This is a genomic window from Blastopirellula sediminis (assembly GCF_020966755.1).
GTDB lineage: Bacteria > Planctomycetota > Planctomycetia > Pirellulales > Pirellulaceae > Blastopirellula > Blastopirellula sediminis.
The window spans coordinates 3,714,132-3,740,388 of record NZ_JAJKFT010000010.1 but is presented as its reverse complement, the minus strand read 5'-3'; the positions used below and the strand labels follow the sequence as shown (position 1 = coordinate 3,740,388).

Here is a 26,257-nt window from a genome sequence, read left to right as displayed (position 1 = left end):
ATTCGCGTGTTGCGGGATTTGTCGCAAGTGCTTGCAGGGCAGGGAAATCGAACAAATTTCCCCTTTTCGCCTATTTGGGCCGGCGATGATAGCTTGACACATCCGATAAAATGTGGATAAGATGCCGAAGGTTTAAGAATGCCACCTCGGCAAAACCCTCACGCCCAATCGTCTACGATGTCTTCGGGCGAAGTTCGGCGACGCGGTCGCGAGTCTTCAAGTTTAAAATTGATTTCTCCTTCGCGTATGCGTCCGGCGAACCTAGACGCTCTTAAGGTTCGGTTTTGGAACCGTCGTCCTGCTCCTGCAGCGACTGAGGCCAAACCAGGGCTTTAAGAAACCTTCCCCTCCGCGATTTCGTTCGCACCGGCGGAAGTTTGAATTTGGGCGAGAAGGACCTCCGGTCCCAGGCTCTCCAGTGAGCCGCACAGGACCTTTAGAGTTACCCATCACCGGTAACGGTATCGATCCCTTCACGGCAGTGACGTTCATCGCCGGCAGGAGATACCGGAACGCGATGTGCCTCTCAAACGACGCTTACAACCCCATGACGGGCGGCGACGTTTGAAGCCCCGGTGAGCTTTGATTCTTCCTGAGAGCGACGCCTGGTTCGATTAGCGGACTTCGCGCACCTCTCAACCCACGTTTCAGAATCGTCGCTGAGTCGACCGACGCTGATCCATTCGGTTTCACGATCTTCGTTGATTCAAACCAAACGGTAGCCGCGCAAACGACAACGGAATGTCGATCGTTTGCGGGCAAATTACAAAGGCGGCGCAATTGAGCGCTCCATTCTCTCACTATCTCGATTTGCTTCGCGCAACTTAGGTGATTTCGATGGCGAAAAAGAGGCAGGCCCGCTCTCGCTCTGGCGGCGGGCGGCGTCGAGGAGGCCAAAACGACGGACAACAACAAGGCGGACGTTCGCGTCGCCAAGGTGGAGGACACCGTCGCGCTTCTGCTCCCAGTTCCAATGTTCCTCGCAATAACCTGGAACAGGAAGAATTTGAACCGGGCGAACCGATTCCGTTGGAACCGGGCTATGGCTTGCTCGAAATGCATCCCAACGGCTACGGCTTCCTCCGCAGCCCAGAAAACAATTACGCTCGTGAGCGTACCGATCCATTCGTCCCCGGCACGATGATCGAGAAATACCAGCTTCGCGAAGGTCTGATGCTTCGCGGCATGGTGCAGCGATTCCGCCGCGGACAAGGCCCGCGTTTGCGTGAACTGACCGACGTCGACGGCATGCTTCCTGAAAAGTATGCGATGACCAGTCCGTTCGACAAGCTGACGCCGATCAATCCCCGCGAGCATCTGAAGCTCGAAATCGAAGGGGGCCCGCTCACCAATCGCGTCGTCGATCTGCTGACGCCGCTCGGCAAGGGGCAACGCGCCCTGGTCGTCGCTCCGCCGCGTACCGGCAAGACGATGCTGATCCAGAATCTGAGCCGCGGCATCTCGGCGAACTATCCGAGCGTCAAGTTGATCGTGTTGTTGATCGACGAACGTCCGGAAGAAGTGACCGACATGCAGCGGAACATCAACGGCGAAGTGATCGCCAGCAGCTTGGACCGCGACGTCGAAAGCCACGTCCGCCTCTCGCAGCTGGTCATCGAACGCTGCAAGCGTCTGGCCGAAATGGGTCACGACGTCTTCCTGCTGCTCGACTCGATCACGCGTCTGGCCCGTGCGTTCAACAAATGGGTCGGCGATAGCGGCGGTACGATGTCTGGCGGCGTGAACATCAAGGCGCTCGACATCCCCAAGAAGCTGTTCGCCACGGCTCGCGCCTTCGAAGAAGGTGGCTCGCTGACGATCGTCGGCACCGCCCTGATCGACACCGGCAGCCGCATGGACGAGCTGATCTTCCAAGAGTTCAAAGGGACCGGCAACATGGAGCTGGTGCTCGATCGCAAACTGGCCGACCGTCGCGTCTGGCCCGCGATCGACATCTCGCAATCCGGCACGCGTCGCGAAGAACTGCTGCTGGACGAAGGAACCCTGGGCGCCGTCGTCGCGCTCCGTCGCACGCTCACTTCGATGCACCACATCGAAGCGATGGAGCAGCTCACGCGTCAGCTCAGCAAGTACAAAAACAACTTGGAATTCGTCAGCCTGATCGCCGGAACTCGCAACGGCCACTAAGGCTTTCACTGGCGTTTGAAGACATGCTCATCCGGCGAAGACGCCGCAAGAGCATGCCACAAATGAAGAAAACTAATCTGCAGCCGCGTCCGCTGGACGCGGCTCTTTTTGTGCGCTCTCGGCGGACAGCGCCGCTGCGTCGCGTCGCCAAAGCCAGATGAAGATGATCGCCAGGGCGATCGCCCCCCATTGATACGCCGTCAATCCGACGAAGTACCGCGGCTCGGGACGAATCATCTCGGTCAAAAAGCGATAGCCGAGATAGACCAGGATATAGAGCTTCATCAGCTGCCCGCGGAACCAACCTTTCCGCTGTAGCCATAGCAGCGTAAAGCCCATCGTCAGATGAAAAAGACTCTCGTAGATCTGCGTCGGATGCCGCAGCGCCAGCGGATCGTCGACTGCAGTCGGAAAAGCGACGCCCCACGGCAAGGTCGTCGGCGTTCCAAAACAACAGCCGCCGAAGAAACAGCCCCAGCGGCCGATGGCGATCGCGAACGCAACCGGCGCGGCGAAGGAGTCCCCGGTTTTGATCCGGACGTTCATCAGCCATTTGGCGATTTCGACGCCGAGATAACCGCCGGCCAGGCCGCAGACGATCGTCTTGCCATGCGCAAACCATGCGCCGCCGCTCCAGAGTCCTTCCAGGTCGTACAAGACGAACGGCAGCTTGGCGCCGATCATCGCGCCGCAAAAACCGCCAAGTCCCAGCCCGAACTTTTCTTCCCGGGTCAGGGGCAACTTCTGCTGCGATCGGCGCACCATCAAACTGCAAAGCGCAATCGCCGTCGCCATGATCACGATATAGGTCGGGTTGATCATCATGGGACTAGACGTGCTTTCGATCGAGCGGCGGCAGCGGCACATGGCCGTCGCGATAGAGGACGTTGTAAGCGCAGAACGGAATCAAATGTCCGCTCGGCAGCACATGATGAATGCAGCATTTCATAACGCGGCGGACGTCAAAGTTGTACGCGTCGAGAAACGACGTGACCATCACCCGAAAGACGTCGCCGGCGCCTAGCTCTTGCCGCATCGCCTTCGCAAAGAAATCGACCGCGGCGGCTCCGATCTCGGGATCGGCGAACATCTCGGGCGACAGTTCTAGTTCCGGCTCGCAAGTCGGCGGCTCAATGATGGCGAACGGATCGTTGTTATCGACCGGAGTCGAAGTTCCGCAATTACCGCCGCTGCAACAACCTTGTCGCGCGAGATAACGTTCCAGCAGATCGCGCACCGCCGGTCGCGTGAAGGAGATGCCGCTCGCTAACAGGTCGATATGCTGCGTCGCGTCGATAAACCGCATCAGCGGAATCAGTTTCCCCTGATATCGATAGGCGTAGCTCATCTGGTGACAGTTCGGATGCGCACATGGGAGCGGCATGAAGTCGCTTTGCCGGAAACGTCCCTCCGTCTGCTCATCAATTCCGCGAATCACATCGGGGAAGGTAATCCGCCGCTCGAGCACCTCCGGCAAAACATGTCGACCGCTGTAGGTCGCCGGCTGGAAACTGAGCCCAGTGATCCATGGCTTGTCGACGCAGTAGTCGACCAGTGCGCCCAGCTGATCGTGATTGACGTCGGTTTGCAGGGTCGCGACCAGATTGACGTGCAGTCCCGCTTCACCGCACCGCTCGACCGCCTTCTTCTTGGTTTCGACCAGCGATTCACCCCGCAGCAGCAACGACGCCTCTTCGCTGAAGCCGTCGAACTGCAGATAGATCTCGATCCGGTCGCGATGTTTCGCTAGCCGCTCGACCAGTTCCAGATCGCGAGCCAGACGAATGCCATTCGTGTTGATCATCACGTAGTCGATCGGCTGCGACAGGGCGTAGGCGAGGATCGTTTCAAACTCGGGATGAATCGTCGGCTCGCCGCCAGAAAGCTGCAGCACCTCGGGACGCCCTTCTACTTCGACCAGCCGATCAATCGCGGCCTGACACTCGGCGACGGTCAGATGTTTACCGCCGGGACCGCTGCCGGCATAGCACATCGGGCACGAAAGATTGCAGCTCGACGTGATCTCGAGCAGGCCGATGCAGCTGTGCTGTTCATGCTCGGTGCAGAGCCCGCAATCGAGCGGACACCCTTTCTCCGGCAGCACGCCAAATTCATGCGGCACCTTGCCCGGAACGCTGTATTGCAGTTGATCGTACTGGGCGACGTCGGAGCAGACGAAGTCGTCCCGTTCGCCATGCTCGGGGCAACGTTTGCGAAAGTAGACGCGGTTCCCCTTGGTGATGATCTTGGCCGGGACGACGGCCAGGCACTCGGGGCAAAGACTTTGCGTCACGCCCAGGACGGTGTAGTCGCGTCGCGCTAGATCATGCGGCTTGAGCATTGGATCAATTCCCCGTGTTTTGCGGTCCGAAGCAGAGTTCAGCAAAACCAGCGCAAACGCTGATCACAAATATAACAATGGCGGCGATCGTCAAAAACACGATCCCCAACGATCCCAAGATCGTCATCCCTATCGCGTAAAAGGACGCGAAAATGGCTCCTGCCTTTCGAATATTTTCATCATTACTGAGCAACGCGTAGAAGATCCCAACGCCGGCCGCCATCAGCGGAACGCCAAACAGCAGGACGTAATAAAGGGCCCAGACGGGGTTTACGTAATAAACGCCGACTCCCATCAGGATGATCGCCAGGCTCGACAGGACCAAAAGCAAATAGGCGAAGATGCTGCTCGTGGTGTCGACGTACTTCGGCGGCGCCGGCGCAAGCTTCGCTTCGATCATCTCTTCTTCCGCCAGCGGGCGTTGGCAAATCCAACAGTTCGCGGCGAACGCCTGGTTCTCGGCGCCGCACTCGGGGCACTGGATGAGCTTCACCGAAGAAGGGGTCAGCGGACGTCGCTCTGGATTACTCGGCTCGTCCATCACCATGGCAGATTCGTCCGGTCAATTTGGTTCGTACATATGAGAAACACCAGAATCACAATCGCCGCGATCACAAAGATCGCCGACCCTAAAATAGCCATCAGGAAAAGGATCACCGAGACCGCAATGCTTCCGCCAAGAAGGGGCTTGCGTCCTGGCTGCGTCCAACTGCTCCGAATCAAAAACGAGATCCCCAGCATCGGCAAGCTGATCAGCAATAGGTAAGGAATAAACAGGTAGGGGTTGAGCCACGCCACTCCGTAGCCGATCACAATCAAGGCCGGCAGCAGGATCAACACCGGCAAGTTGGCGGCTAGTGGCGAATGGGGTCGCGCAAACGCTGGCGACTCGACGGTTTTCTCTCCTTGGATCAGGTCGTTTGGATCGAACTTACACTGACAAATCCAACAACGCGGTGCAAAAGCATAGTTCTCGGCGCCGCACTCCGGGCACGCAACCACCGGGAGCGTCCGCGGCTCGAGCTTGGCGTTTCGATGTTGGCGAGGATCGCTCATCAGTGAAAAGCGTTGGGCGAAAACATCTGCAAACAAGCGGTAAAGCACAGAATCCCAAACGAGATCATCAGTAATCCGACAACGCTGACCACGATTAACACCGCCGTTAATCCGCCGGTCGCCGTCGGCTTGTCTTTGGCGACCAGGATCTGCCGTAGCGTTATTCCCACCCCTAAACAGGGAGCGACGACCAAGATCGCATAAAAGATCAGCGCAACAGGCTCGACCGTCGATACGCCGATTCCGACGAGAATCAGCGCGATTAGCGTGAACAGCAACAGCACGTTGCCGACCTTGGTGTTGACCCCGGCGACGAAGGCAGGAGCTTCGACCGGCAGCGCCTTCACCAGTTCCGCCTCGTCGACCAGTGGACGTTGGCAAATCCAACAGTTCGCCGCGAAAGCGTTGTTGTCGGCGCCGCACTCGGGGCAGCGAACATGGGGAAGCGAGCGACTCATGCTTCGCCCCCTTGCCGCTTGCGCTCGGCGTAGGCGACCGCCAGGTCTTTCGAGCGGCGAACGATTTGTCCAACCACGATACCGGCCGCGCCCAAACTGACGAGCGTAATCCCTTGGCTGATCGGCGGCACCGTATGCTCGGCGTCAAACCAGGTTTTATCAACCGCGCCGACGCTCGCCATAAAACCAACCATCGTGGCCAACGTCGCGCACCAAACGAGCGGAAGCTCAAACCGCAGACCCGCCAGGATGATGATAAAGAAGTAAAACGTATCGAGCTGCGTCGCCGTCGGCCCGCCGGAGGCGGCGATCAGCGTCGTCAAAAACGCGATGTCGACCGCCGTGCTGACGTAACTGAGTAGCGGCGGAAACCAGCGGCGCAATAGCACCAGCCAGACCGCCAGCGACAAAAAGAGCCACCCGCACGCGATCAGCGTCGCCTGCTTGTGAAACTCGGCATTGGCCGCTTGCCCCGCTTCGTCGAGCAGGCCGAAGTGATGCCAAAGCTGCAGGCCGTAACAAACGACGATCGCCGCCATCCGCAGCGCGACAACGCGCATTTCGGCGACGTACGACTGCCAGCGGCGGACGATATACCAATCTCGATCAGGTGCGTTCACTCGATTTGGATCCTTGCTCAGGCATGGGAGACGAATTCTGGGCGTCTTTCGCTTGTCGTAACGTATCGGAAGATGCCTGTCCAAGTCGATAGGCAAGCGTCGCCGGAACCTCCACAAAAATGATGCCCACCGAAGGGACGCAGGCCAGACCGATCAAACCATCGACGACTCTTCCAGGATACGATCTGTGGACTTGAGTGGCGACCGCGGCGAAGCAATTCCTCAATAGCGCAATGCAGGCCGCCAAGGTAACCAAGAACGCGATCCCCAGGGAAGAGACCAGCTTCTTGCCGTATTCTCCTTGGCTCATACCTCCTCCTTTGCATGCACATTCGTTGAATTCTCCGTCGTGCGGGTTCGTCGCAGCATTTCGACCGATGCAGGGCCGAGGTAATACAAGAGAGCCGAACCGACCGACAAACCGACGACGCCTCCAGAGCCGAAAGAAATCAGAACGAGAAGCCCAATATTTTGGTCGTAGAGATGGTTAAAGATCGAAGCGGCGGCGAAACATGTCGTAAAACAAGCGACGTACGCGGCGACGCATGTCGCGCCGACCAGGAATAACGATATCGCCAACGACTTCAACGCACCTCCTCGCTGTAAACAGTCAGCCGCCAGCTTTCTTTGAACGTCAATACCGGCGCGTATCGCAACGACTGCCGCAATGCCGCTCGCCGCCATGCCAAAATTAGAATCGACGTAGTAATAGACCGGACCTGATAAGGCGAACAGAAATATCGATCCTACAACCAACTCGATGACAACCGCCCAATGTCGATCGACCAGCTTCTCCACTTCGTCCGGCGATTGATACGGGTTTTCGTACTCCGGCGGTGCGTCAGTTCGTTTCACGCGACTCACCTCCATGTTCGTTCGGCGCCGAAGTAGTCTGCGAAAGCTTCCGTCGCCTCAGCGTCTCGACCGATGCGGGTCCCAGGAGAAGCAACAGCGCGAAAGTTCCCGTCAAGCCGACCGCGCCGTCCACCAAGATTGCGTCGAAGGGAGAAAACCGGTCAGCGAGCGAAGGAATTGCTTCAAACAGGGCCGCCCCAGCGACGCTGGCGATTCCCGTTATGCCGATCCCAAAGACCGCCGCAATGGCGATTCGTCCGGCCGAAGCGAGCAGAATCCACGTCGCGTCCCAGCGTCGCAGCTTCCAACCGACGACTTGTTTCCGGCTGATTTCGAGCCATGCCCGCATCACGACGATCGCCACGCCGATCGTCGCCATAAATCCTACGAGCGGATGGTAGAGGAATAGGACTAAGGCGAGCGCAAACGACAGCACGACTCCGACCATGAACTCGTTTTCGGCATGCGGATCGGATGGAGCGACGCGAATCGTCGCCGATGGCGATTGAAACGGGTTTTCCCGCTCCGGTGGCGCGTCAGTTCGTTTCACGCGACTCGCCTCCCTGGTCGTTTGGCGCCAAAGTTGCCTGCGTAAGTTTCCGCCGTCGCAATGTATCGACCGAAGCAGGGCCCAGGAAATATAAGACGGCGCAGAAAATCGCCGCGACAGACGTAATGATCCCAATTACGTAGAATTTCAAGGTGTCTTCCGTCTTCGGTAAGTCCGCATTGCAGGCCGCGAAACCTGCGATGAAGAAGGCGAGCGTACCTGCCACGGACGCCGCCCCCACGACCAAGACCGAAGCTCCCAACGACATCCAAACGTCCCCCGGCTGCAAATATTCGGCCGCTTGTTTTCTGCGCAGGTCGATCAAAGAGCGGAGGGAAACAACGATCGCAAAAGCGTTCGCCCAAAAGCCAGCAACGAGGTCCGCCAGGTAAAGAGGCGTCGACAAGACGAACAGAAAAAACGTGCCGACCAGCCACTCCTTGAAAAACGCCGATTCGGTTTTTTCGCGTTTGGCGGCTACGGCCGGAGGCTCAAACGGATTCTCTTCGGGACTATCGGTCATCGTACGTCCCTTCAATATTCCTCGACGTCCCGCGATTTCGACGTAGAGTCGACAATGGTGACGAATCGAGCCGATCAGGGCCCATTCCCCAGATAAACGCTCCAAGTCCGACTGTCGTAATCGCGTAGGCGACTACGTATATGACTCGTATCTTCATTCGGTATGCTCGCAGGTCCTCTTCGGTCCGATACAGGACGATCTGCTCATCCATAAAGAGATACGCTAAGAAGAAGACACTGAAGAAAAGGATCAGCCCAACGATCGACGCCGCGAAGGCGACCATCATCGACTCCCCGCACGATACCCATTGCGTCGTATCGGTAATCAGACAACCGGCCTGGTGCTTGCGGCAAAGATCCAGGAGCGATCGCACGCTGATCCCGGCCGCGACGCAAACGAGAATCGCACCCAGCCACGGCAGCAGCCAAAACACCCACAGTGCGATCGCGCCGAGCATGGCCGACAATGACCACCAGCAGTACCACTTCCGCCACGGCGGCGCAACGCCGACGTCGCAGGGGGACTCGAACGGATTGTCGCTCGTCTCACTGGTCACGCTTGGTCTCGCCATCGGGCGTCGACGTTTCCGTTCCACCATGTTCGGCAGCTTGTTTTTGCAGTGGTCCAACTTTCTTGGGCCCAAACGCGTAGAACGCGATGCCGAGGACCAGCAGCCCGATCGGTATGGCCGTCCAAATAAGCGCTAAGCCAACCCACTGTAGCGAGACCGGCGTACTCATCGCTGATGTGACGCCTGCGAAACACAAACTCCCGCCGGCAATCCCAGCCGAGACAACCGAGACGATCGTGATGGCGAAGGAAACAAATAGCGACTTGATTTGCACCAAAGGATCAATCGCCCAACCTGCCGCCAGCTTGCGACTCAGATCGAGCGCCGTTCTGATCAAAACGGGAACGCCGATGACGACGCTCACCGTCGCCCAAAGAAACGACGGGTCGAGTATCCCCGAACTGACAGTCGCCAGCACCAACAACGCAGCCGCTCCCCACACCACCACCCAATGCTTTTGGGCGGAACTGTCGACAGAATGCGGCGGCTCAAACGGGTTGGACTCTTCGTTTTCGGGAGACATCGCATTCCCCTAAGGCGTAGGATCGTTACTGGCGACGATTCTATCGGCTGAGCAATGGAGAACGCGAGAAAAGAGCCCGAAGAGGGCAAGAATATTTTTTGGCCGCCCAAAAAGAGCAGGGCGGGGCGGCTAGGTTTCGACCGGGACGATCTCGGTCGCCCAGTTCCACTCAATGCTGTAATCTTCGTCGTCCATGTGCAGAACGCAGATCAAGCGGCGGAAATGGTGATCTAAACGCAAGAAGGTCGCTTCCAATTCGTACTGCGACTCGCCGACGTCGACATAAAAACGATACCGCTGTCCTTCGATCAGTTGATCCGGATGTTCGATCGTCGTCATGGCGTGGGATGCAAATCGATGGTGATTCGCCGGGGCGGCGCTAGAGCGACCAGCGGCGACTGCCGCATTTCGCGGGGACTATCTACAACGCCATTATTTTATATTTCCGGATGTGAGATGGCAAACAGCGATGGCGTCATCCCCCCTCCAATAGGCGAACGCCCGCTTGGCGCCGATAGTGCGCAAAAAAGAAACGTGTCGGCCCGGGCCGACACGTTTCTTCGCGTCGATAATTCCCAGGTAGTCGCTGGGCAGCTAATCCCGACTATCTGAAAATCAATCGAATTGCTTCGCAGCGAAACGCAAAGTCCTAATAGGTTCCCAGCGTCTGACCGTCGTTGCACGACAGCAGCCGCTCGTACGTCGAATCGTCGGGCCCGCCAAAGTTGTCGTCGATGTTCTCATTGACGAAATGAACGGAACCGTCGACGAAGACGAATTGTGCGCCGCCGGGATGGAGACTCGCGAATCCTTGACGTCCATCGCGGTCGTCGCAAGCGGTCCCGCAGGTGTCGTTCATGTTGATGTGCGTTTTGCCCGCTCCAACCACCGCGATGAAGCCGTCGACGTAGTTGTGGCTGTTTTCGATGTCCTCATTTCCAGTGTGACCATAGATGAGACCGGCGCCCAGCTCGACGCCCCCGAGCATCCAGGTCCGTTCTCCGACCATCGCCGTGTTGCTCGTTCCATCCAAAACGTCTCGCAGCCGGCAAACCATGCGATTGTTTTTCTGGACGTTCGTTCCCGGCACAAAGACGCCGGTGATCCGATAGTTCTTGGTCGAAGTCGGAGTGTTGGTTCGGCAAATGTCGCCGCTATGGTTCACGCCGAGATAGTTCGCCGTCGCAATCTGTACGTCTTGAGCTTGATTGCCCGATCCGTTGTTAATTGTGTAGTGGCTGTTCAGCACCGGGCCGACGTCAGACGGACAACGCCACGATGCGATCGGCGTCTGCAGCACCGCCAACTTTGCCGACTTGTTGACCGCTTCGTGCAATCGATCGGGACTGCTGGGGTCCAGAATGTCATAGGCCGCACTTTGTTCCATCTGCGGCAGGATGCAAGTTCCCCAGCTCCAACTGGCGTGCTTCGTCTCATCACCGCCGTTCACCTCGTGGTCGTAGCTGATCGCCGGCAACGCGCCGAACGTGTCATGATAGTTGTGCAGCGCCAGTCCTAACTGCTTCAAGTGGTTGGTGCATTGCATCCGTCGCGCCGCTTCGCGCGCTTGCTGCACTGCCGGCAGCAACAGGGCGATCAACACGCCGATGATCGCAATCACCACCAACAACTCGACCAGGGTAAAACCCTGCTTGCCACGACTTTTCATTGCAACGGAATTCCCAAGACGATGAAGAAACAAACTCACTGCTTCGCAACGGATTCATCGACCTGGCCGCGGTGCGACCCAGGCTCAGGAGCACTCCACAGAATTGCGCTGATTTGGCCGCGTAATCTGGAGATTTTTTCGTAAGTAACAGAGAATCTTCATGCGATGTCCCGCATGACAGGAGCCGGCATTTCACTTATTGGCAGCGCATGAAAAAACGCGGCCGCCGGAACCGCCGCGTTTTGATCGAAGACTGGTGATAGCGACTTCGCACCGCTGGCTATTTGCCGACGACGTGAAAATCAATCGTATTATCCCAACCGGTCACTTCCACGACCTGCGTCGTTTCGGCGTTGTATTCCTTCGGGAAAATCTCCTTCCGGCCGGCGTCACGCAGTTGCCCTTCGTCGCTGACGATTCGGTCGCGAGCAGTGGTCAACTCGACGCGATGTTCGCCAACCAGCGCCCCAGCGGCGGTGGCGCTATATTTCAACACGTAATATCCGTCGGCGTCAGTCACAGCGCTTGAGCTTCGTCCGCTCGCCGCCGGCGTAAAGATGACGTTGCAACCGTCGACCGGCGTCCCGTTGTAGGTCACTTGCCCATGAACGTCGCCCAGCGGCGGCGTGTTTCCGTCACTACATCCAACCAATGCCGCGCCGATTGCCGTGAGCGCTAACAATCTGCCGAAATGAAAACCGCGAATCATGGAGAAACTCCTGTCTCGCCTCCGTCACGGCCAAGCGAGACGAAGACTGATAAGGGGATAGTCGATCGTACGTTTAGTAGTTGCCGGTCACTTGTCCATCGTTGCACGACAAGATGCGTTCGTAGGTCGTATCGACCGGACCGCCAAAGTCGTCGTCGATGTTCTCGTTCAGGAAGTGAACCGAACCGTCGGCGAAGGCGAACTGGGCGCCCCCTGGATGCAAGCTGGAGAATCCCTGGCGGCCGTCGCGATCGTCGCAGCCGGTGCCGCAGGTGTCGTTCATATTGATGTGCGTCTTGCCGGCGCCGACCACCGCAATGAAGCCATCTTTGTAGTTGTGGCTATCTTCAATGTCTTCGTTGCCGGTGTGGCCGAAGACCAGCCCGGCGCCCAGTTCGACGCCGCCGAGCATCCAGGCCCGTTCGCCGACCATCGCCGTGTTGCTGGTACCGTCCAGCACGTCTCGCAAGCGGCAGACCATGCGGCGGTTCTGAGCGACGTTCGTCCCGGCGACAAAGATCCCGTTCACCGCAGCGTTCTTGGTGGTCCGGCCAATGTCGCCGCTATGATTCACCCCCAGGTAGTTGGCTGTCGCGATTTGCACGTCTTGCGCCTGGTTGCCAGAACCATTGTTGATCGTCAGATGGCTGTTCAGTTCCGGTCCAACGTCCGAGGGACAACGCCACGAGGAAATCGGCGTTTGCAGCACGCGCAGCTTGTCCGCCTTGTTGACCGCTTCATGCAAACGATCGGGATGGCTCGGCGCAAGAATGTCATAGGCGTTGCTTTGTTCGATCTGCGGCAGGATGCAGGTTCCCCAGCTCCAGCTGGCGTGTCTGTTCTCGTCGCCGCCGTTCACTTCGTGGTCGTAGCTGATCGCCGGAAAGACGCCAAAGGTATCGTGGTAGTTGTGCAGCGCCAAAGCGAGTTGCTTCAGATGGTTGGTGCACTGCATCCGGCGAGCCGCTTCGCGGGCCTGCTGAACCGCAGGCAACAGCAAAGCGATCAAGACGCCGATGATGGCGATCACAACTAGCAGTTCCACCAGGGTGAAACCTCTCTTTCGGCAAGCGTTCATATCAATTGCAGTTCCTGGAAGTAACAAAATGAATGAATAATCGCTATCACCGCCGCTGCAGTCTGAAGGCGGTTAAATCGGACGTGCGACCAGGCAGGGAACTACCCAGTCGTCCTTTTGATTTCCAATAGGGCCAATCTTCAACTCGCCCCCTTCGGGCAAGACGACGCGCCACACACGCAAGAGGACGTCGATGGAGGCGCCGGCGCCTTTCGCCTGATCGAGCTCGTAGCTGAGGCGCGTTTCCGGATCGTGGTGCGATCCCTTATCGAGCCCGATCACCCAACCGGTATCACGAAAGTTCTGCCGCAGCCATGGCGGTTTCGCCAGACGTTCGTCGACCAGCAAATAGGCGACGGCTGGGCGGTTAAACTCATAGGTGATCTCCAGATCGTCGCGGAGACTGTCGTTCGCATCGAACTTCCAATCGTTCGCCATCCGGACGTAGTCCAAACCGAGCAGTTGCGGCGGCAATCCGGAAGAGAGAATTCCGTTCCACTGATGCACGCGATCGGTGTAGGCGAGCGCATCCTCTTGGAAGCCGGCTCGCACAATCTGATAGGTCGCTCGGCGATCGACGCCGTTATGCATCACCTTGCCGATCACCGACGGAGGAATGTCGCCAGCTTCCAGGAACGTTACCGGATCGGAAAAGGTGAGCGGCTCAAACTGTTCGGTCGTCGGAACCGTCCATGCGTCCCCGACCGTCAGCGACTTTTTCTTGCGACCGGAAACAAGCTCGACGTTCCCCTCGTAGACGACCACCTTGGTGTCGCCGTCTCGATCGACGGCGACGCCAAACTTCGTCCCCAGATCGATCACCTTCGCCTGGTTCGTCTGAATCGTGAAGCCATAACCTTCCGGTGGAACGTCGGCGATCATTTTTCCGTAGAACAACCGCCACGCGAGCGGACTTTCGACCCGCACGCGGATCGGCCCGGTCAGTTGAATGCGAGCGCCAGCCGAAGTCTCAGCCTGGTAACTGCCGCTGGGAAGCTCAAAAACTTCGGTGCCGTGAAATTCGCGTGGTTCGGTTTCGCCGGCAACGTTAAAGATTCGGACCGCAGCCGGGACGCCGCCGCTGGCAAGATTCGCGGTTGGGACGCCGCTGGAAACCCAGCTTTGATAGCCTACCAGCGCGCCATACCCGACCAGGACCAGCATCACGCCAGCGGCTAAGGTGACCAGCGCCGCGCGGCTGACCGGAATTTGGACCTTCGGCAAACGCGGGGACCATGATCGTTTGACTGGCGTCGCCAACTCTGCAGCGAGACGCGTCGCCACTGGCTCCGCGGGCGAAACTTCAAACCCGGCGATCATCGCCAGGCGAGAACTGGCGATCGCCTGCGCGGCGAAGCAATCGCGAACCAGCGGCTCGTCAACGATTAATTGACTGAGAGTCTTCCACTGATCCGGAGTCGCTCGATCGGTCAAGCAAAGATCGATCAGATCGAGAACCGCTGCGTTGGCGACCAGTTTTCCTTGTACAGCACGACGCGAGTTCATTTCCCGTCGCCTCCCATTGCAATCCGCAGATCAATGCATTGATGGAGCTGCTCGCGAATGCGCCGCAGTCGCTTGTACACGGCGTTCGCCGAAAGCCCGAACATCTGACCAATTTGCTCCACGCTGCTCGCTTTCTTATAAGAGGCCCACAGCATCGAGCGTTGTTGCGTCGGCAGCTTCTTGACGCATTGTTCCAGCGCGGCGAGACGTTCGTTCCAGCCGTCGGCGCGATCGACCAGCGCCGTATCGAGCGCTTCCATCGCGGCGTCGCTCAACATCAGCTCCTGCTTCCCCTTTTCGGCCAGAAAACGCTTCGCTTCGATGCGGGCCATGCCGAACGCCCAGGGAAGAAATTCTCGCTCAGGATCGAACTGCTCCCACTTCTTCCAGAGTCCGAGACTGGTCCGCTGAAAGACCTCCTCGGCGTCATTCCAGTTGAAGACCAGGGAATAGACGTATCCCTTTAGCCGTTCCTGGTTCGCGATATAGGCTTCGGCGAAGCTGGACTGGTTCGTCGCAGAGGGATCTGGGGTCGATATCATTGTCGTCGCCGGCAGCCGCGCCGCTCTCGTGCAGACCATCGTTGGGTATCGTTTCCGCATGCACTCCATTGGATTGCCTCAGTTTGGCCATCGATTCTGCGAAATGGCGGTAATTTTTTATGGATATGAGGAAATCCTCATAGAAACCCCTGCTGCTAGGGAAACCCGCAAGTCGCTAAGGCGCCAAATCGAGCGCCGACGGGGGGGAGAAACGCCGGTAGCTGACACCAGACAAGAGAGGGGGAGGGCATTTCCAGTCGGCTGAGCGCAAAAAAGAAGAGCGGCCGAAGCCGCTCTCGAGCGTCTGATCTAATTCCGCAAATCGAGGATCGCTACTTGCTGACAGCCACCTCGAAATCGATCGGATTGTCGCCGGAGGTCACTTCGACGACCTGCGTCGTTTCGCTGTTGTATTCCTTCGGCAACTTTTCTTTGACGCCGGGATCGACGATCCGCCCATTGTCGTCTCGTCGCGTCCCGCGCGCCGTGATCAACCGCACTTTGTGTTTGCCCAGCAACGCGCCGTCGGCGTCTCCGTTGTAACGCAAGGTATAACGTCCGTCGGCGTCGGTCATCGCCGAGGAACTTCGGCCGCCGGCGATCGGCTCAAACATTACCTGGCAACCTTCGACCGGTTCGCCGTTCAGTTTGACCGTTCCATAGACTTCTCCGACCGGCGGCAGGTCGTTGCCGCAGCCGACGAACGCCGCAGTCATTATCGCTAGCGCCAGCCAAGGGCTGTTGGAAATCATTCGATACATAGCATCTCCTAATTGAGAACCTTCGTTGACGAACGCAGCGCAAGCGAATCGCCCGCGCTGCAGTTCGCAAACGCTTCGTTAGTACGCGCCGACCGGCTGACCATCGTAGCGATTCATCAATCGCTCGTAGGTCGAGTCGGTTCCACCGCCGATGTTGTCGTCAATGTTCTCACTCAGGAAGTGGACCGATCCGTCTCCAAACAGAAATTGAGCGCCGCCCGGGTGCATGCTCGAAAAGCCTTGGCGGCCGTCGTTGTCATTGCATCCCGATCCGCAGGTATCAATCGTGTTGATATGCGGCTTTCCTCCGCCGACGACGGTGATGAACCCGTTGTTGTAGTCGGCGTTGTTTTCGATATCGGCGTTGCCGTTGTGGCCAAAGACGACCGCGGCGCCAATTTCGACCCCGTTTTGCATCCAGGCCCGTTCGCCGACCATCGCCGTGTTGCTGGTCCCGTCCAGAATGTCGCGCATCGCGACGACCCAGCGTTTGTTCCCTTGCACGTTGGTGCCGGGGACGAAGATGCCGTTGTGGGTGTTGGCGCGATCAACGTCGCCGGCGCTATTCACGCCGACGTAGTTGGCGGTCGCCAATTCTTTCCGATTGCCCGCGGTGCCCGATCCGTCGTTGATCTTGTAGTGCGAGTTCAACTCGGGACCGGTGTCGGACGGACAGCGCCAGGTGGTCAGCGGCGTTTGCAGCACCGCCAGCTTGGCCGGCTTGGTCACTGCTTCATGCAGACGGTCCGGGCGGCTGGGCGCCAGGATATCGTAGGCGGCGCCTTGTTCCAATTGCGACAGAATCAAAGTCCCCCAGCTCCAACTAGCGTGCCGGGCTTCGTCGCCGCCGTTCACTTCGTGATCGTAGCTGATCGCGGGAAACGCGCGGTACGTGTCGTGATAGTTGTGCAGCGCCAATCCCAACTGCTTCATGTGATTGGTGCATTGCATGCGCCGCGCGGCTTCGCGGGCTTGCTGCACTGCCGGCAAGAGCAGTGCGATCAAAACGCCGATGATGGCGATCACCACCAGCAGTTCCACCAGGGTGAAACCTTTCTTTCTAGATAAGGACATCCAACGAACCTTCTGAACGAATGAGAATAAAATGAAAAGGGATGCTGACCCAACGAAACGCGTTACAGGGGACGCGCCACAATACATGGCACGACCCAGCCTCTGCTCTTGCTTCCGATGGGACCTATCTTCAGTTCGCCCCCCTCAGGGAGATCGGTCTTCCAAACTCGCATGACCACGTCAATCGAATTGCCGGGGCCTTTCGCTTGTTCTTTCTCGTAGCTCAATCCGGTACGTACGCAGTTGTGCGTCCCTTCATCCAAGCCGACCTGCATGCCGGTCTTGGCGAAATTGCGGCGCAACCAGATCGGCGGCGTTATACGCTCGTCGACCAGCAGATAGACGGTCGCCGGCCGAGCGAACGTCACGGCGAATTCCAGATCGTCACGCTCCTCGATCTGCTCGTCGAACTTCCAGTCATTGACCATCCGCACGTAGTCGACCCCGACCAGTTCTTCCGGCAAGCCGCTCGCGTCGACGCCATTCCATTGATGCTTACGATCGACGTAGGCGAGCGCATCCTCACGGAAGCCGCCCCGGATAATCTGGCATGCGCCGAACGAAATCAGACTGTTGTTCCGCACCTCCGAAATGAGCGGAGGGGTCAAATCTTCGCCCGGCTCTTCAAAGCGGGAAGGGTCGATGATCGACAAGTGATCGAGTCGTCCGGTCTTGCTGATGGTAAAGCCGTCGCCGATAACCAACGACTTTTGACTTTCTCCTGACGCGAGGTCGACTTTGCCGTCAAAGACCGCGACGCTGGTGACTCCCGCGGAATCGACGATGACGCCGAACTCCGTTCCCAGATCGACAATCTCGGCATTGTCGGTTTTGACGGTAAAGCCTTTGGCCGCAGGAGGAGCGTGGACGACCATCTTGCCCGTGAAGAGTTTCCACGTCAGATGGTCCTCGATTCGCAGACGAGCCGGGCCGGCCAATTTGATCGTCGCTCCGACCGAGGTGGTCGCTTCGTACTTACCGCTGGGCAACTCGATCAGCGTGCTGGCGAACAGTTCGCGTGGGTGAACGGCGATTTCAGCCCCTGCGTTCGCTTCGACCTGTCGCAAAACTGCTGGTGGGACTTGCTCGGTAACCGCGATCGGACCGCTATCGACCCGAGTAGTAATGAGCCACTGGCTCATCACAACGCCGCAGACCAGCACAACGGCAGCAGCGCCGCACAGCAACGTGAGGAGCGCTTCGGAGCTGATTTCGATCGCCGGCTTTCGCTTTGGAATCGACGACATGACGCGCGGGGCCGGCTCTTGTTCGATCTGCGTGAAAACGCCCAGCTCGTCTTGTTCGCCAATCTGCAATAGGGCGGCCAAACGAGCGTTAGCCATCGACTGCGCCGCATAACAAGCGCGGACGTCTTCGCGATCGACGATCAAGCGGCTCAACCGAAGCCATTGATCGGGAGTCGCCTGGTTCGAGACGCAAGCGTCAATCAGGTCGCAGATTTCGACGTCGGCGATCATTTCGCCGTAGGGGCCTTTATGGTCGCTCATGGTTGATCTCCCGCCGGCGAGAGTTGGCGATCGATGCAACGATGCAGCAGTTCCCGAATTTTTCGGACCCGTTTGTAGACGGCGTTGGCAGTTAGGCCGAAGGTCGCGGCCGCCTCTTCGACCGAGGCGTTCTTCTGGTAAAGGGCTCGCAGCAGGGCGCGGTTGGCGACCTGCAGCTTGTTGACGCAATGCTCGAGGGCCGAGAGCCGCTCGTCGATCGCGTCGCTGTTCTGAATGATCGCTTTATCCAGGGCCTCCATCGCCGCGTCGCTCAGCATCTGCTGCTGGCGCCCTTTTTCGGCGAGGTACCGTTTCGCCTCAATCCGCGCGACCCCGAACGCCCAGGGCAAAAATCCCCGGGCCGGGTCAAACGCTTCCCACTTCCGCCAGAGGCAGAGACTGGTCCGCTGGAAGACTTCCTCGGCGTCGCTCCAGTTCGTGACCAGCGAGCTGACGTAACCGCGCAGTCGTTCCTGATGAACGATGTACTGTTCGGCAAAACTGGTATGTTTGCCGGCGTCGTTGCCGTCGATAGATGGAAGCATAGCGGCCAGATAAGGTGCAATCGTCGAGACGAGTAGCGAGACGTCCCGTGACATCTCGATAGCAGTCGCCCGATCAGCCCGCATTTTGGCCAAAATTCTCTTTATTTTTTTCCGATTACAAGAAAATCGCGGGTATCCGCCCCGCAAATCTCGCTACTGAGGAGACCTGAACCCCGCAGAAGCGAGGCGTGTCTAGGAAAAATCGTCCCTTGGCCCCAGGTAGACGGCTCCGTTGTGGTAACCGGGGTCGCCAGCTAGAATGGGCGTCGAGAATTGCCCTTTGGCAAGATCGTGCAGTGGGAAAGCCTTCCCCAGCACGTATCGATGGAGGGTAAGCGAATGGTTAGCGGCTTCATTGGAAATGAAGTGCCCCGTAAGGGGTTGCGAGTTCGAATCTCGTGCCCTCCGCTACCGCAAGCCCGTTGCAGGTAAAGACTTGCAACGGGCTTTTTCGTGACCAAGTCAGCCAACAAAGTGTACGTGTAGCGTTTAGGTTTGCCTGGAAGTTTGCTAGGCATTTCCCAACTTGCAACACGAGATATACCAAGTTCGTCATCGCCAAGCTCGTATACCTATCAGCCTCAAAGGCAAGAAAAATCGTTGGCACTCTCAATCGCCACGCTTTATTCTTAGGTGCTTCGTTATTCAATAAACAAGCCTAAAGAACAGCCGGCGGAAAAAACTCCGCGTCCGCCTACCAGGGCAAGACTTCGAGTAGAAACGCAGGTTTGACTACCATTGCTTGTAAGGTTTCTTGCGTCGCCAGATGTGGTGAGTTTTATGGGAGCAGCCGATGGCAACCTTTTTCTTTTTCGGGCTGACTTGGTTCATTGGCACAATAGCCGGTTTTTTTCTCCTTCAGGTTTTGATTGTCTTGTTTTTTGCTATCCCGTTCACTTTGAAACTGATGCGGGCCAAAGCAATTAAGGGGTCTAAAGTACTTGGCAATTACCTGATCTCGCTCCTTGTTATTCCGGGCATCTTTGCCCTTATTACCTGGGCAGTCTATTCATGGCTGCCAAATTACGCACTGGCGTATTGGATTGGAATCGCAATTCTCGTCGCTTCTGGGATTGGGAAATACGGAGAAAATCAAGCAAATGTTGCGGACTACATGAAAACCAACTGGCGCGAAGTTGACGTAACCGCATTACATAAGGTCGACTGACCTATTCCCCCTTTGAACTTCCCTATTGGATTACCGCGTCTCGATCTGCTTCCAAACTCTAGATTTCCACCCCGTACTTCATCCCACTTCCACCACTTTCTTGCCATCGGAGGCAAGATTGGGAATCTAGTGGTGAGTTGCGAGTTCGAATCTCGTGCCCTCCGCTACCGCAAGCCCGTTGCAGGTAAAGACTTGCAACGGGCTTTTTCGTGCGCAGACTCAGCGTGGACGGCTAGGGAATCGTGAAGTCAACATGCGCTTCCTTATCTGGAAGCCCCTTCTGCCGCCACTGAACGGTAAATCGGTAGGTTCCGGACGGGTATCCTTCAATCCATTGGCGGTGCTGGAGACTACGAACCGCACCGGGCCTTACGTGTTCGGTGTAACCGCTCGCCGCATATCGCCGCCCATCGCGAGCGATGTTACCCGGAATCTTCGCAATTCTTGAATCAGAGCCAAGTCGCTCGATCCAGTGCTGGCGAGCGCCCGAAATCGACGCCCCATTCATATCTTTGGCGTTACGAATGGGAGTCGAATTCACGAGATCGTAGGTAATGATCATCTGATTCCCTTGCTGAAACGCCGCGACGTTATCGATCAGCACTTCGCCGGTCGGCGCGGCCGGTTTGGAGTCGTCAGCACGATCCGCCGGAGGCGTTTTCGGAAGTTCCGGGAAAATCTTTTGCTTGATCGCTACCGCGGCGTAGTTGTTCTTTTCATTTGATTCTTTGACGAGATCATGCCAATCGACCATGAGCGTCAGGTAAGGATATTTCTCCAGATCTCTGGCGCCCGAACTGAAGGACTCCGTAATGGACTGTCCAGGCGCAAGTTCCGATGCGAGGGTCAGAATCTTACCGCCGGTAGGTCGATCGCCGGCGTTGCCCAAAACCATATCCTCAGAAAGGAACGCCTGAATGCAGACCGTGCCTGCCGCATTTGACGAGCGACCACGGATGACAGCGGTTTCATCTCCGTTGTTGGTGATCGTATAGACGTATCGGACGGTGTCTCTCGCGACGATCTCCGCGTTGAGCGAAGAAATCGTCAAATCAGGGCCGAGCTTTTTCACCGGCTCGACTGAGATCGCCGGCTCGACTGGGGTTGCCGGCTCAACGGGAGTCGAAGGAATGAGCGGCATCGGCATCTTCTCCACGGTTCTCTGCGACGGCGCCTGCGCGACTGACGCGACAGGAGCGGCTGATACGACTTGCTCACTCACCGGCGGCGCGATGTAGGTTCCGGAGACGGCGAGTTCGATATCCGACGTCAACGAAGTGCGATCCAACTTGAAGCCAACGTTCATGGAATGAAGCCATTCCATGAATGCGAACTGATATCCGTTGGGAACCGCGGCGACTTCTTGGTAACTGGGAGTCTCCCAAGCGGTACTCGTCCATCCGCGATTCTCCGCGTCGTCAGCGAGCACGTATCTTCCCCCCAAGGGACAGATGAGCTTGCCACGGCAAAGTAAGCCCACGCCCAATTCCGCGTCCTGCGGCGACAGCGCCAGTTGCTGCGACAATTGGTCCAAAAAGACCGCATTGCGTGCCGACGCTTTGCGCGCTTCCACATAGGTATAGGCGCGAATGTATGGCGCCGCTTGCGATTTTCCGACATCCTTCGCCGCAAACTCGATTTGGGAATCTTGGTTTTGGCGCTCGACGCTCAGTTGCGGAAGTACCTTTCTCCGCAGTTCTAATCGTCCTGCCGCGACCGACCAGCTGGGACGGCTGGTTACGTGCCGACTTCGCACGTAATCAAAGAAATTGGCGAACCGCTGACTGCCGATAATCACCGACAACAAGGCGCCTGCCACTCTCGCTTCCATGCCGTAGTTGGGAACAAGCTTCAATTCCTGAGCGAAACTATGGACTTGATCCATGCTCGCGTCTCCTCCAGGGTTCACCGCCGCATAGAGGTTTTGCCCGAACAACGTCCGTCCCGCGAACGCTCCTTTCGTAACCACCTCGCCCTCGACCACCTCAAAGGGAACGTCCGCATCCTGGATTCCAATCCGTAGCTGCCGCGACAAGCCCCCGCCGTGAAGCGACGCGCTAATTCCCATTAGATCGTCCGGCAGCGGCGCAACCTTCTGATAGTTCGTCGCCAGATTCGTGGCTAAGAACCGATAGCGCTGTTGTGCATAGGGAGTTACGCAGATCTTCACCCCGACGACTTGTTCGTCGGGCCGGTCCCCGGGACGATTCGCCAGACTGACGACGACTGGATCGGCGATGTTCCACTGTTGCTGATAACGAGCCGCAAAGGCTCGGTAGTTGGCGAGCTCCTGAGAAGAGATCAATCCGACTTCTCGATCCGGAACGGGAACGAAGGCGCCGAGCGTTCCCCGCGCAGCGTCGATAAAGCCCCGCTGGCCCATCACCAGCTCTTCCCCTTCGTTTCGCGTAGCGAATTCGGCAGGCAGATAACCGAGCGATATCAATTGATCGATTGCGTCGACTTCAAATCCTTCGGAGCGAGCGACCAACAAGGCGGCATTCGCTCGTTTGATCTCGGCGGTCGCTTTCGCTCGACGAAGAAGTTCGATCCGATACTCGGGGCTAGCGAGATGGCGGAAAAACGGATCGGACAAATAAATGAAGACTCGCTCCGACGAATCGAGCGGGACTTTGGCGCGAGCGTACTGAAATTCACGCAAGTCGCTGAGCCCCGCGGTGGAGGCTCGCACCCCGAGAAATTTTTTGGCGACGTACTCGCTGTTGGTGACAAGGTGATACCGTCCGACGTTCACATAATACGATCGGACCGAATTATCAGGCGTCGAGAGCAACATCACTGGCTGACCGGCGAGAATGAGCGTTTTCTCGGTCGCGTTTGGCTCGTCTCGCTGAGTCGCTTTGCGTTGCGAGAGTACGAGTTCATGAACCGCGGCGGAGTCAATCGCCTCGAATAAGACCCCGACGCCAGCTCCTTCATGGAATAAGAGATCAGTCCCAATCAGCGCAAGATCCGACACGCTCTTCTCCAGGCCCTCCTCTTGAATCTGTTCGTAATCGAGAGCGAGCTGGCGCTCTAGTTTTTCGCGCGTTCGATAATCGATCGTCGGCGTCGAAACGATCTCATCCAGGCTCCCGCCCCACTCGACCAGAAAACTTCGCAACCAACGATAGTTGGCCACGTTTCCGCAGCGAACGTAGAAACACTCTTTCGGCACATAGGCCGCAATTCGCTCCATCGGCATCTGCGTAGAAAAGCTTGGCGGCGTCACCGAATTCAGCCGCAGCGGAGCAGGCAAGGGGAGACTTCGGTTCTCGTCAGAATCGAGATTTGATGTGATCTGGTAGTCGGGCATCGACAGCAGCACCGAATCGATGCCAAACAGCGTCTTAACCACGCTTTCGAACCCAGCTTCCATCTGGCTAGTCGAACTGCTTTTCTGCGACGAGTGCGAACGATTGGTCAACGCTCGTCCGGTGCGAGTCGCAACCACATGTTTCAGGTCCTGATCGAAATCGAACAATTCCCCCTGCAGCATCTCGGAAGGTTGCGAAAATCGATTCCACCAAGCGTCGGCGAGTTCGTCAAAGCTGACAACATCTTCCGCTTCAAGCGTGGGAGCGATGGTAATCGGCGTTTGCTCTCCCCAATTCAACTCGAAGGTCTGTGGGGGCTTTTTATCCAAATACAGAAAATGAATCGTGAGCGTAGCGAGCTCGGCGTTCGACTTCTCGTCTCGATCTCGATACGCTTCCTCGAACGTCGGGTAACGCAGTTTCGCGTCGGGCGATCGCAACAAATACGTTTCATCCGCTTTTCGCACAACCGTCGAGTCCGCATCGAACTGAACCACAAGCCGCCCCAAAGAATAAGGAGCGCCGTCAACCGTCGTAAGTTGAGCGACGACGTCCGGCAGCTTGGCCGGAGCGGCAATCTCCGGCACGCTTATCGCCGCGTCCGGCGTCTCGCTTTCTAGCGGTACCGCAACGTCTGCGTCCCCTTCGATGTCCGAGTCTTTCGCTTCCGAGTCTGGCGCCAACTTTGGATCTTCACCGTTGGGACTTTGCGCCGATTCCTGCAGTTGGGGTTGATCATGGTTTTGCAGAGGGGGCGTCTCTAGCGCTGCCGGCACTTCGATTTCAACTTCGGCCGCAGCGACTTGTGACGGCGAAATCGAACCGGAGTTAGGGTCTTGGTCGAAGTAGAGCAAAACCAGCAGCGCGACGGCGAAAACGGCGCCCGCCAGCGAACATAAGGCGAAGAGGTATAGGGAGTTCCGCTTGGCTGAATCGGGATCGAATACGCCATGTCGCTGCGACTCGTTTTTCCCTTTTGAGTTGCGATCGTCCAACGTTCGCACGGCAAGAGAAGTGGGTTCGTAATTCATTACTTATCCCCCATGAATTCTGACTAGATTATTGCGATGAGGTGCGAAAATAGAGCTTGCCCTATTAGTTCAACGCTTGAGCTTGGCAATCTCCGCCAAAGAAGTCAAAAAAAGTTTTGAAATCTCCGTCCAATCGCCCCCCAACCTCTCGCATAACTTAGTAGGCGCCGCAAAGAGCGCGAGAACTGGAATCGCGACGTTGGTCGATTCCAATGACTCGCCTCCAAGACTGCTGGGGAGACAAGCATGAATTCAAACGCGTCCTTCGCCGCGTTTCTGGAGCGGCTGAAAGATGGCGATGAAGAAACGGTTCGCGAAATGTGGATACGGTGCTATCCACGCGTCTTGGCGTTGGCGAGAAAAAGACTCGAAGGTGCGCCGAAACGGATCGCGGACGAGGAGGACGTCGCCTCCGACGCGATCAAGAGTTTTTGTCAGGCGATCCAAGAGAGACGCTTTCCCCAACTGCACGACCAACTCAGCATGTGGAAGGTTTTGCTGAAGATCACGTCACGAAAGGCGATCGATCTACGGCGTTACGAACACCGCAGGCAGAATCTAGGGTTCGCCCTAGTGACGTATCGAACGATCGCCGCCGACGCACAGCAGAACTTGGCGACCAATTCGACCGACCTCCCATGCCCTCTACAGCTGATTGAAGAAGTCGAGCAGCGACTCGCTGGCCTCGACGAAGGACTGCGAAGTGTGACGGTGGCCAAGCAGGAAGGCTACGCCAACCACGAAATCGCCGCGAAATTCAGCATCTCTCTGCGTACCGTCGAGCGACGCTTGTCGCGCGTGCGCCAAAAGTGGTCGGAAAACTCGTAGCCTCGCTCGACGAGCGGCGTCGCCGGTTCGCTTGCTTACCCAATGGATGCCAGAAAGCCCGAGATAGCGAAGGGATTTCGAGCTCGACAAGCGGCGTTTTAAGCGGGGAAGGCCCCCCGTCCGTCGTTCGCACATCATCGCCGAAAAAAATCTTCACATTTCCTGTCAGCAAGCGTAATTCCCACTCGCTTAGCTTTAATGAAGATCAGGATTGCCGACGCCCGAATGCCCCATTAGAGTGATACCTATCTACGTTTAGCTCTATGACCAGCATGCAGGCGACGTATGGCGGAAATGGCGGAATCCCAGATCAGCACGATGCAACTCCAGGCCTTGTTGGACCGGGGAGATGACGAGGCGTACCAGGAACTTCTGGCCCTTGCATCGCTTCGACTCCACAAGCTTGCCAGCAAGATGCTGAAGGGGTATCCCAAGCTGCGGCGGTGGGAAGAGACGGACGACGTTTTTCAGATGTCCGCCATCCGCCTGCACCAATCCTTGTCTTCGGTCCGTCCACGATCGGTCCGTGAATTCTTTGGACTTGCCGCGACGCAAATCCGGCGAACGCTGATCGACCTCGGACGACACTATTTCGGACCGCAGGGGCATGGCGCCAATCATGCCTCTGACCCGGACGTCCCTGCCGTCGCCAAAAGCGATTCGCCGGAAAACCTACTATTTTGGTCGCAGTTTCACGAAACGGTCGAACAACTGCCGGAGGAAGAACGCGAGGTATTTCAGCTGCTTTGGTACGCCGGAACGACGCAACGCGAGGCGGCCGATCTACTGGGCATCTCCACGAGAACCGTCCTGCGCCGCTACTATCGCGCCCGTATTTTTCTCCAGCGAACGCTAAAAGGAGCTAACCCTTAAAGG

27 protein-coding genes and 1 tRNA gene are annotated in these 26,257 nt (G+C 57.4%); 5 read left to right on the top strand and 23 right to left on the bottom strand.

Annotation, left to right across the window (positions count from 1 at the left end; translation table 11 throughout):
- The first annotated feature begins 837 nt into the window (after positions 1-837).
- Positions 838-2,148 (top strand): transcription termination factor Rho, encoded by a 1,311-nt coding sequence (rho, locus tag LOC68_RS26890; protein WP_230224893.1) that lies wholly within the window; start codon positions 838-840, stop codon positions 2,146-2,148.
- Positions 2,149-2,220: 72 nt separating this feature from the next.
- Here rho and LOC68_RS26885 read toward each other — a convergent pair whose 3' ends face one another.
- From LOC68_RS26885 to LOC68_RS26770, 22 genes are all read right to left on the bottom strand, one after another.
- Positions 2,221-2,973: a prolipoprotein diacylglyceryl transferase gene (locus tag LOC68_RS26885; RefSeq protein ID WP_230224892.1), complete on the bottom strand. Its 753-nt coding sequence runs from the start codon at positions 2,971-2,973 to the stop codon at positions 2,221-2,223.
- 4 nt (positions 2,974-2,977) lie between these two features.
- A complete protein-coding gene (locus LOC68_RS26880; protein WP_230224891.1) occupies positions 2,978-4,489 on the bottom strand; it encodes a radical SAM protein in 1,512 nt (503 codons plus the stop codon).
- Positions 4,490-4,493: 4 nt separating this feature from the next.
- Positions 4,494-5,036: a hypothetical protein gene (locus LOC68_RS26875; RefSeq protein WP_230224890.1), complete on the bottom strand. Its 543-nt coding sequence runs from the start codon at positions 5,034-5,036 to the stop codon at positions 4,494-4,496.
- Entirely contained in the window at positions 5,030-5,545 is a 516-nt protein-coding gene (locus tag LOC68_RS26870; RefSeq protein WP_230224889.1) for a hypothetical protein, read from the bottom strand. Before LOC68_RS26870 ends, LOC68_RS26875 begins: the two co-directional genes overlap by 7 nt.
- A complete protein-coding gene (locus LOC68_RS26865) occupies positions 5,545-6,003 on the bottom strand; it encodes a hypothetical protein (protein WP_230224888.1) in 459 nt (152 codons plus the stop codon). Before LOC68_RS26865 ends, LOC68_RS26870 begins: the two co-directional genes overlap by 1 nt.
- Entirely contained in the window at positions 6,000-6,623 is a 624-nt protein-coding gene (locus tag LOC68_RS26860; RefSeq protein ID WP_230224887.1) for a hypothetical protein, read from the bottom strand. Before LOC68_RS26860 ends, LOC68_RS26865 begins: the two co-directional genes overlap by 4 nt.
- Complete coding sequence (locus LOC68_RS26855; protein ID WP_230224886.1) at positions 6,610-6,933, bottom strand: hypothetical protein; 324 nt, start codon at positions 6,931-6,933, stop codon at positions 6,610-6,612. Before LOC68_RS26855 ends, LOC68_RS26860 begins: the two co-directional genes overlap by 14 nt.
- Positions 6,930-7,478: a hypothetical protein gene (locus tag LOC68_RS26850; protein WP_230224885.1), complete on the bottom strand. Its 549-nt coding sequence runs from the start codon at positions 7,476-7,478 to the stop codon at positions 6,930-6,932. Before LOC68_RS26850 ends, LOC68_RS26855 begins: the two co-directional genes overlap by 4 nt.
- Positions 7,465-8,028: a hypothetical protein gene (locus LOC68_RS26845; protein ID WP_230224884.1), complete on the bottom strand. Its 564-nt coding sequence runs from the start codon at positions 8,026-8,028 to the stop codon at positions 7,465-7,467. The genes LOC68_RS26850 and LOC68_RS26845 overlap by 14 nt, the downstream gene beginning before the upstream one ends.
- Positions 8,015-8,551 carry a hypothetical protein gene (locus LOC68_RS26840; RefSeq protein ID WP_230224883.1) on the bottom strand — a complete coding sequence of 179 codons (537 nt, stop codon included), beginning with the start codon at positions 8,549-8,551 and terminating at the stop codon, positions 8,015-8,017. The genes LOC68_RS26845 and LOC68_RS26840 overlap by 14 nt, the downstream gene beginning before the upstream one ends.
- The gene (locus LOC68_RS26835; protein ID WP_230224882.1) at positions 8,541-9,107 is read right to left on the bottom strand and encodes a hypothetical protein; all 567 of its coding nucleotides are present in this window, start codon (positions 9,105-9,107) and stop codon (positions 8,541-8,543) included. The genes LOC68_RS26840 and LOC68_RS26835 overlap by 11 nt, the downstream gene beginning before the upstream one ends.
- Positions 9,097-9,546, bottom strand: a complete 450-nt coding sequence (locus tag LOC68_RS26830; RefSeq protein ID WP_230224881.1) for a hypothetical protein — start codon at positions 9,544-9,546, stop codon at positions 9,097-9,099. Before LOC68_RS26830 ends, LOC68_RS26835 begins: the two co-directional genes overlap by 11 nt.
- A gap of 228 nt (positions 9,547-9,774) precedes the next feature.
- A complete protein-coding gene (locus tag LOC68_RS26825; RefSeq protein WP_230224880.1) occupies positions 9,775-9,984 on the bottom strand; it encodes a hypothetical protein in 210 nt (69 codons plus the stop codon).
- Between the two features lie 310 nt (positions 9,985-10,294).
- Positions 10,295-11,314 (bottom strand): DUF1559 domain-containing protein, encoded by a 1,020-nt coding sequence (locus LOC68_RS26820; RefSeq protein ID WP_230224879.1) that lies wholly within the window; start codon positions 11,312-11,314, stop codon positions 10,295-10,297.
- Between the two features lie 280 nt (positions 11,315-11,594).
- A complete protein-coding gene (locus tag LOC68_RS26815) occupies positions 11,595-12,023 on the bottom strand; it encodes a carboxypeptidase-like regulatory domain-containing protein (RefSeq protein WP_230224878.1) in 429 nt (142 codons plus the stop codon).
- A gap of 73 nt (positions 12,024-12,096) precedes the next feature.
- Complete coding sequence (locus LOC68_RS26810) at positions 12,097-13,101, bottom strand: DUF1559 family PulG-like putative transporter (RefSeq protein WP_315858770.1); 1,005 nt, start codon at positions 13,099-13,101, stop codon at positions 12,097-12,099.
- Positions 13,102-13,173: 72 nt separating this feature from the next.
- Positions 13,174-14,607, bottom strand: coding sequence for a FecR domain-containing protein (locus LOC68_RS26800; RefSeq protein ID WP_230224877.1), 1,434 nt, complete (start codon positions 14,605-14,607; stop codon positions 13,174-13,176).
- Entirely contained in the window at positions 14,604-15,149 is a 546-nt protein-coding gene (locus LOC68_RS26795) for a sigma-70 family RNA polymerase sigma factor (protein ID WP_230224876.1), read from the bottom strand. Before LOC68_RS26795 ends, LOC68_RS26800 begins: the two co-directional genes overlap by 4 nt.
- 332 nt (positions 15,150-15,481) lie before the next feature.
- A complete protein-coding gene (locus LOC68_RS26790) occupies positions 15,482-15,910 on the bottom strand; it encodes a carboxypeptidase-like regulatory domain-containing protein (RefSeq protein WP_230224875.1) in 429 nt (142 codons plus the stop codon).
- 78 nt (positions 15,911-15,988) lie between these two features.
- A complete protein-coding gene (locus LOC68_RS26785) occupies positions 15,989-16,984 on the bottom strand; it encodes a DUF1559 domain-containing protein (RefSeq protein ID WP_261360172.1) in 996 nt (331 codons plus the stop codon).
- Between the two features lie 62 nt (positions 16,985-17,046).
- A complete protein-coding gene (locus tag LOC68_RS26775) occupies positions 17,047-18,492 on the bottom strand; it encodes a FecR domain-containing protein (protein ID WP_230224874.1) in 1,446 nt (481 codons plus the stop codon).
- Positions 18,489-19,037: a sigma-70 family RNA polymerase sigma factor gene (locus LOC68_RS26770; protein WP_230224873.1), complete on the bottom strand. Its 549-nt coding sequence runs from the start codon at positions 19,035-19,037 to the stop codon at positions 18,489-18,491. Before LOC68_RS26770 ends, LOC68_RS26775 begins: the two co-directional genes overlap by 4 nt.
- Positions 19,038-19,363: 326 nt before the next feature.
- On the opposite strand from LOC68_RS26770, the gene LOC68_RS26765 reads away from it, so the two are divergent.
- Both LOC68_RS26765 and LOC68_RS26760 read left to right on the top strand, forming a co-directional pair.
- Positions 19,364-19,445 (top strand) — tRNA-Ser (locus LOC68_RS26765).
- A gap of 385 nt (positions 19,446-19,830) precedes the next feature.
- Positions 19,831-20,205: a hypothetical protein gene (locus LOC68_RS26760; protein ID WP_230224872.1), complete on the top strand. Its 375-nt coding sequence runs from the start codon at positions 19,831-19,833 to the stop codon at positions 20,203-20,205.
- Between the two features lie 232 nt (positions 20,206-20,437).
- On the opposite strand, the gene LOC68_RS26755 is transcribed toward LOC68_RS26760, so the two are convergent.
- Positions 20,438-24,553 (bottom strand): CARDB domain-containing protein, encoded by a 4,116-nt coding sequence (locus tag LOC68_RS26755; protein ID WP_230224871.1) that lies wholly within the window; start codon positions 24,551-24,553, stop codon positions 20,438-20,440.
- Positions 24,554-24,799: 246 nt separating this feature from the next.
- Here LOC68_RS26755 and LOC68_RS26750 point away from each other — a divergent pair, with 246 nt between their 5' ends.
- Positions 24,800-25,381, top strand: a complete 582-nt coding sequence (locus LOC68_RS26750; RefSeq protein ID WP_230224870.1) for an ECF-type sigma factor — start codon at positions 24,800-24,802, stop codon at positions 25,379-25,381.
- 294 nt (positions 25,382-25,675) lie between these two features.
- A complete protein-coding gene (locus tag LOC68_RS26745; RefSeq protein WP_230224869.1) occupies positions 25,676-26,254 on the top strand; it encodes an RNA polymerase sigma factor in 579 nt (192 codons plus the stop codon).
- Positions 26,255-26,257: the final 3 nt, after the last annotated feature.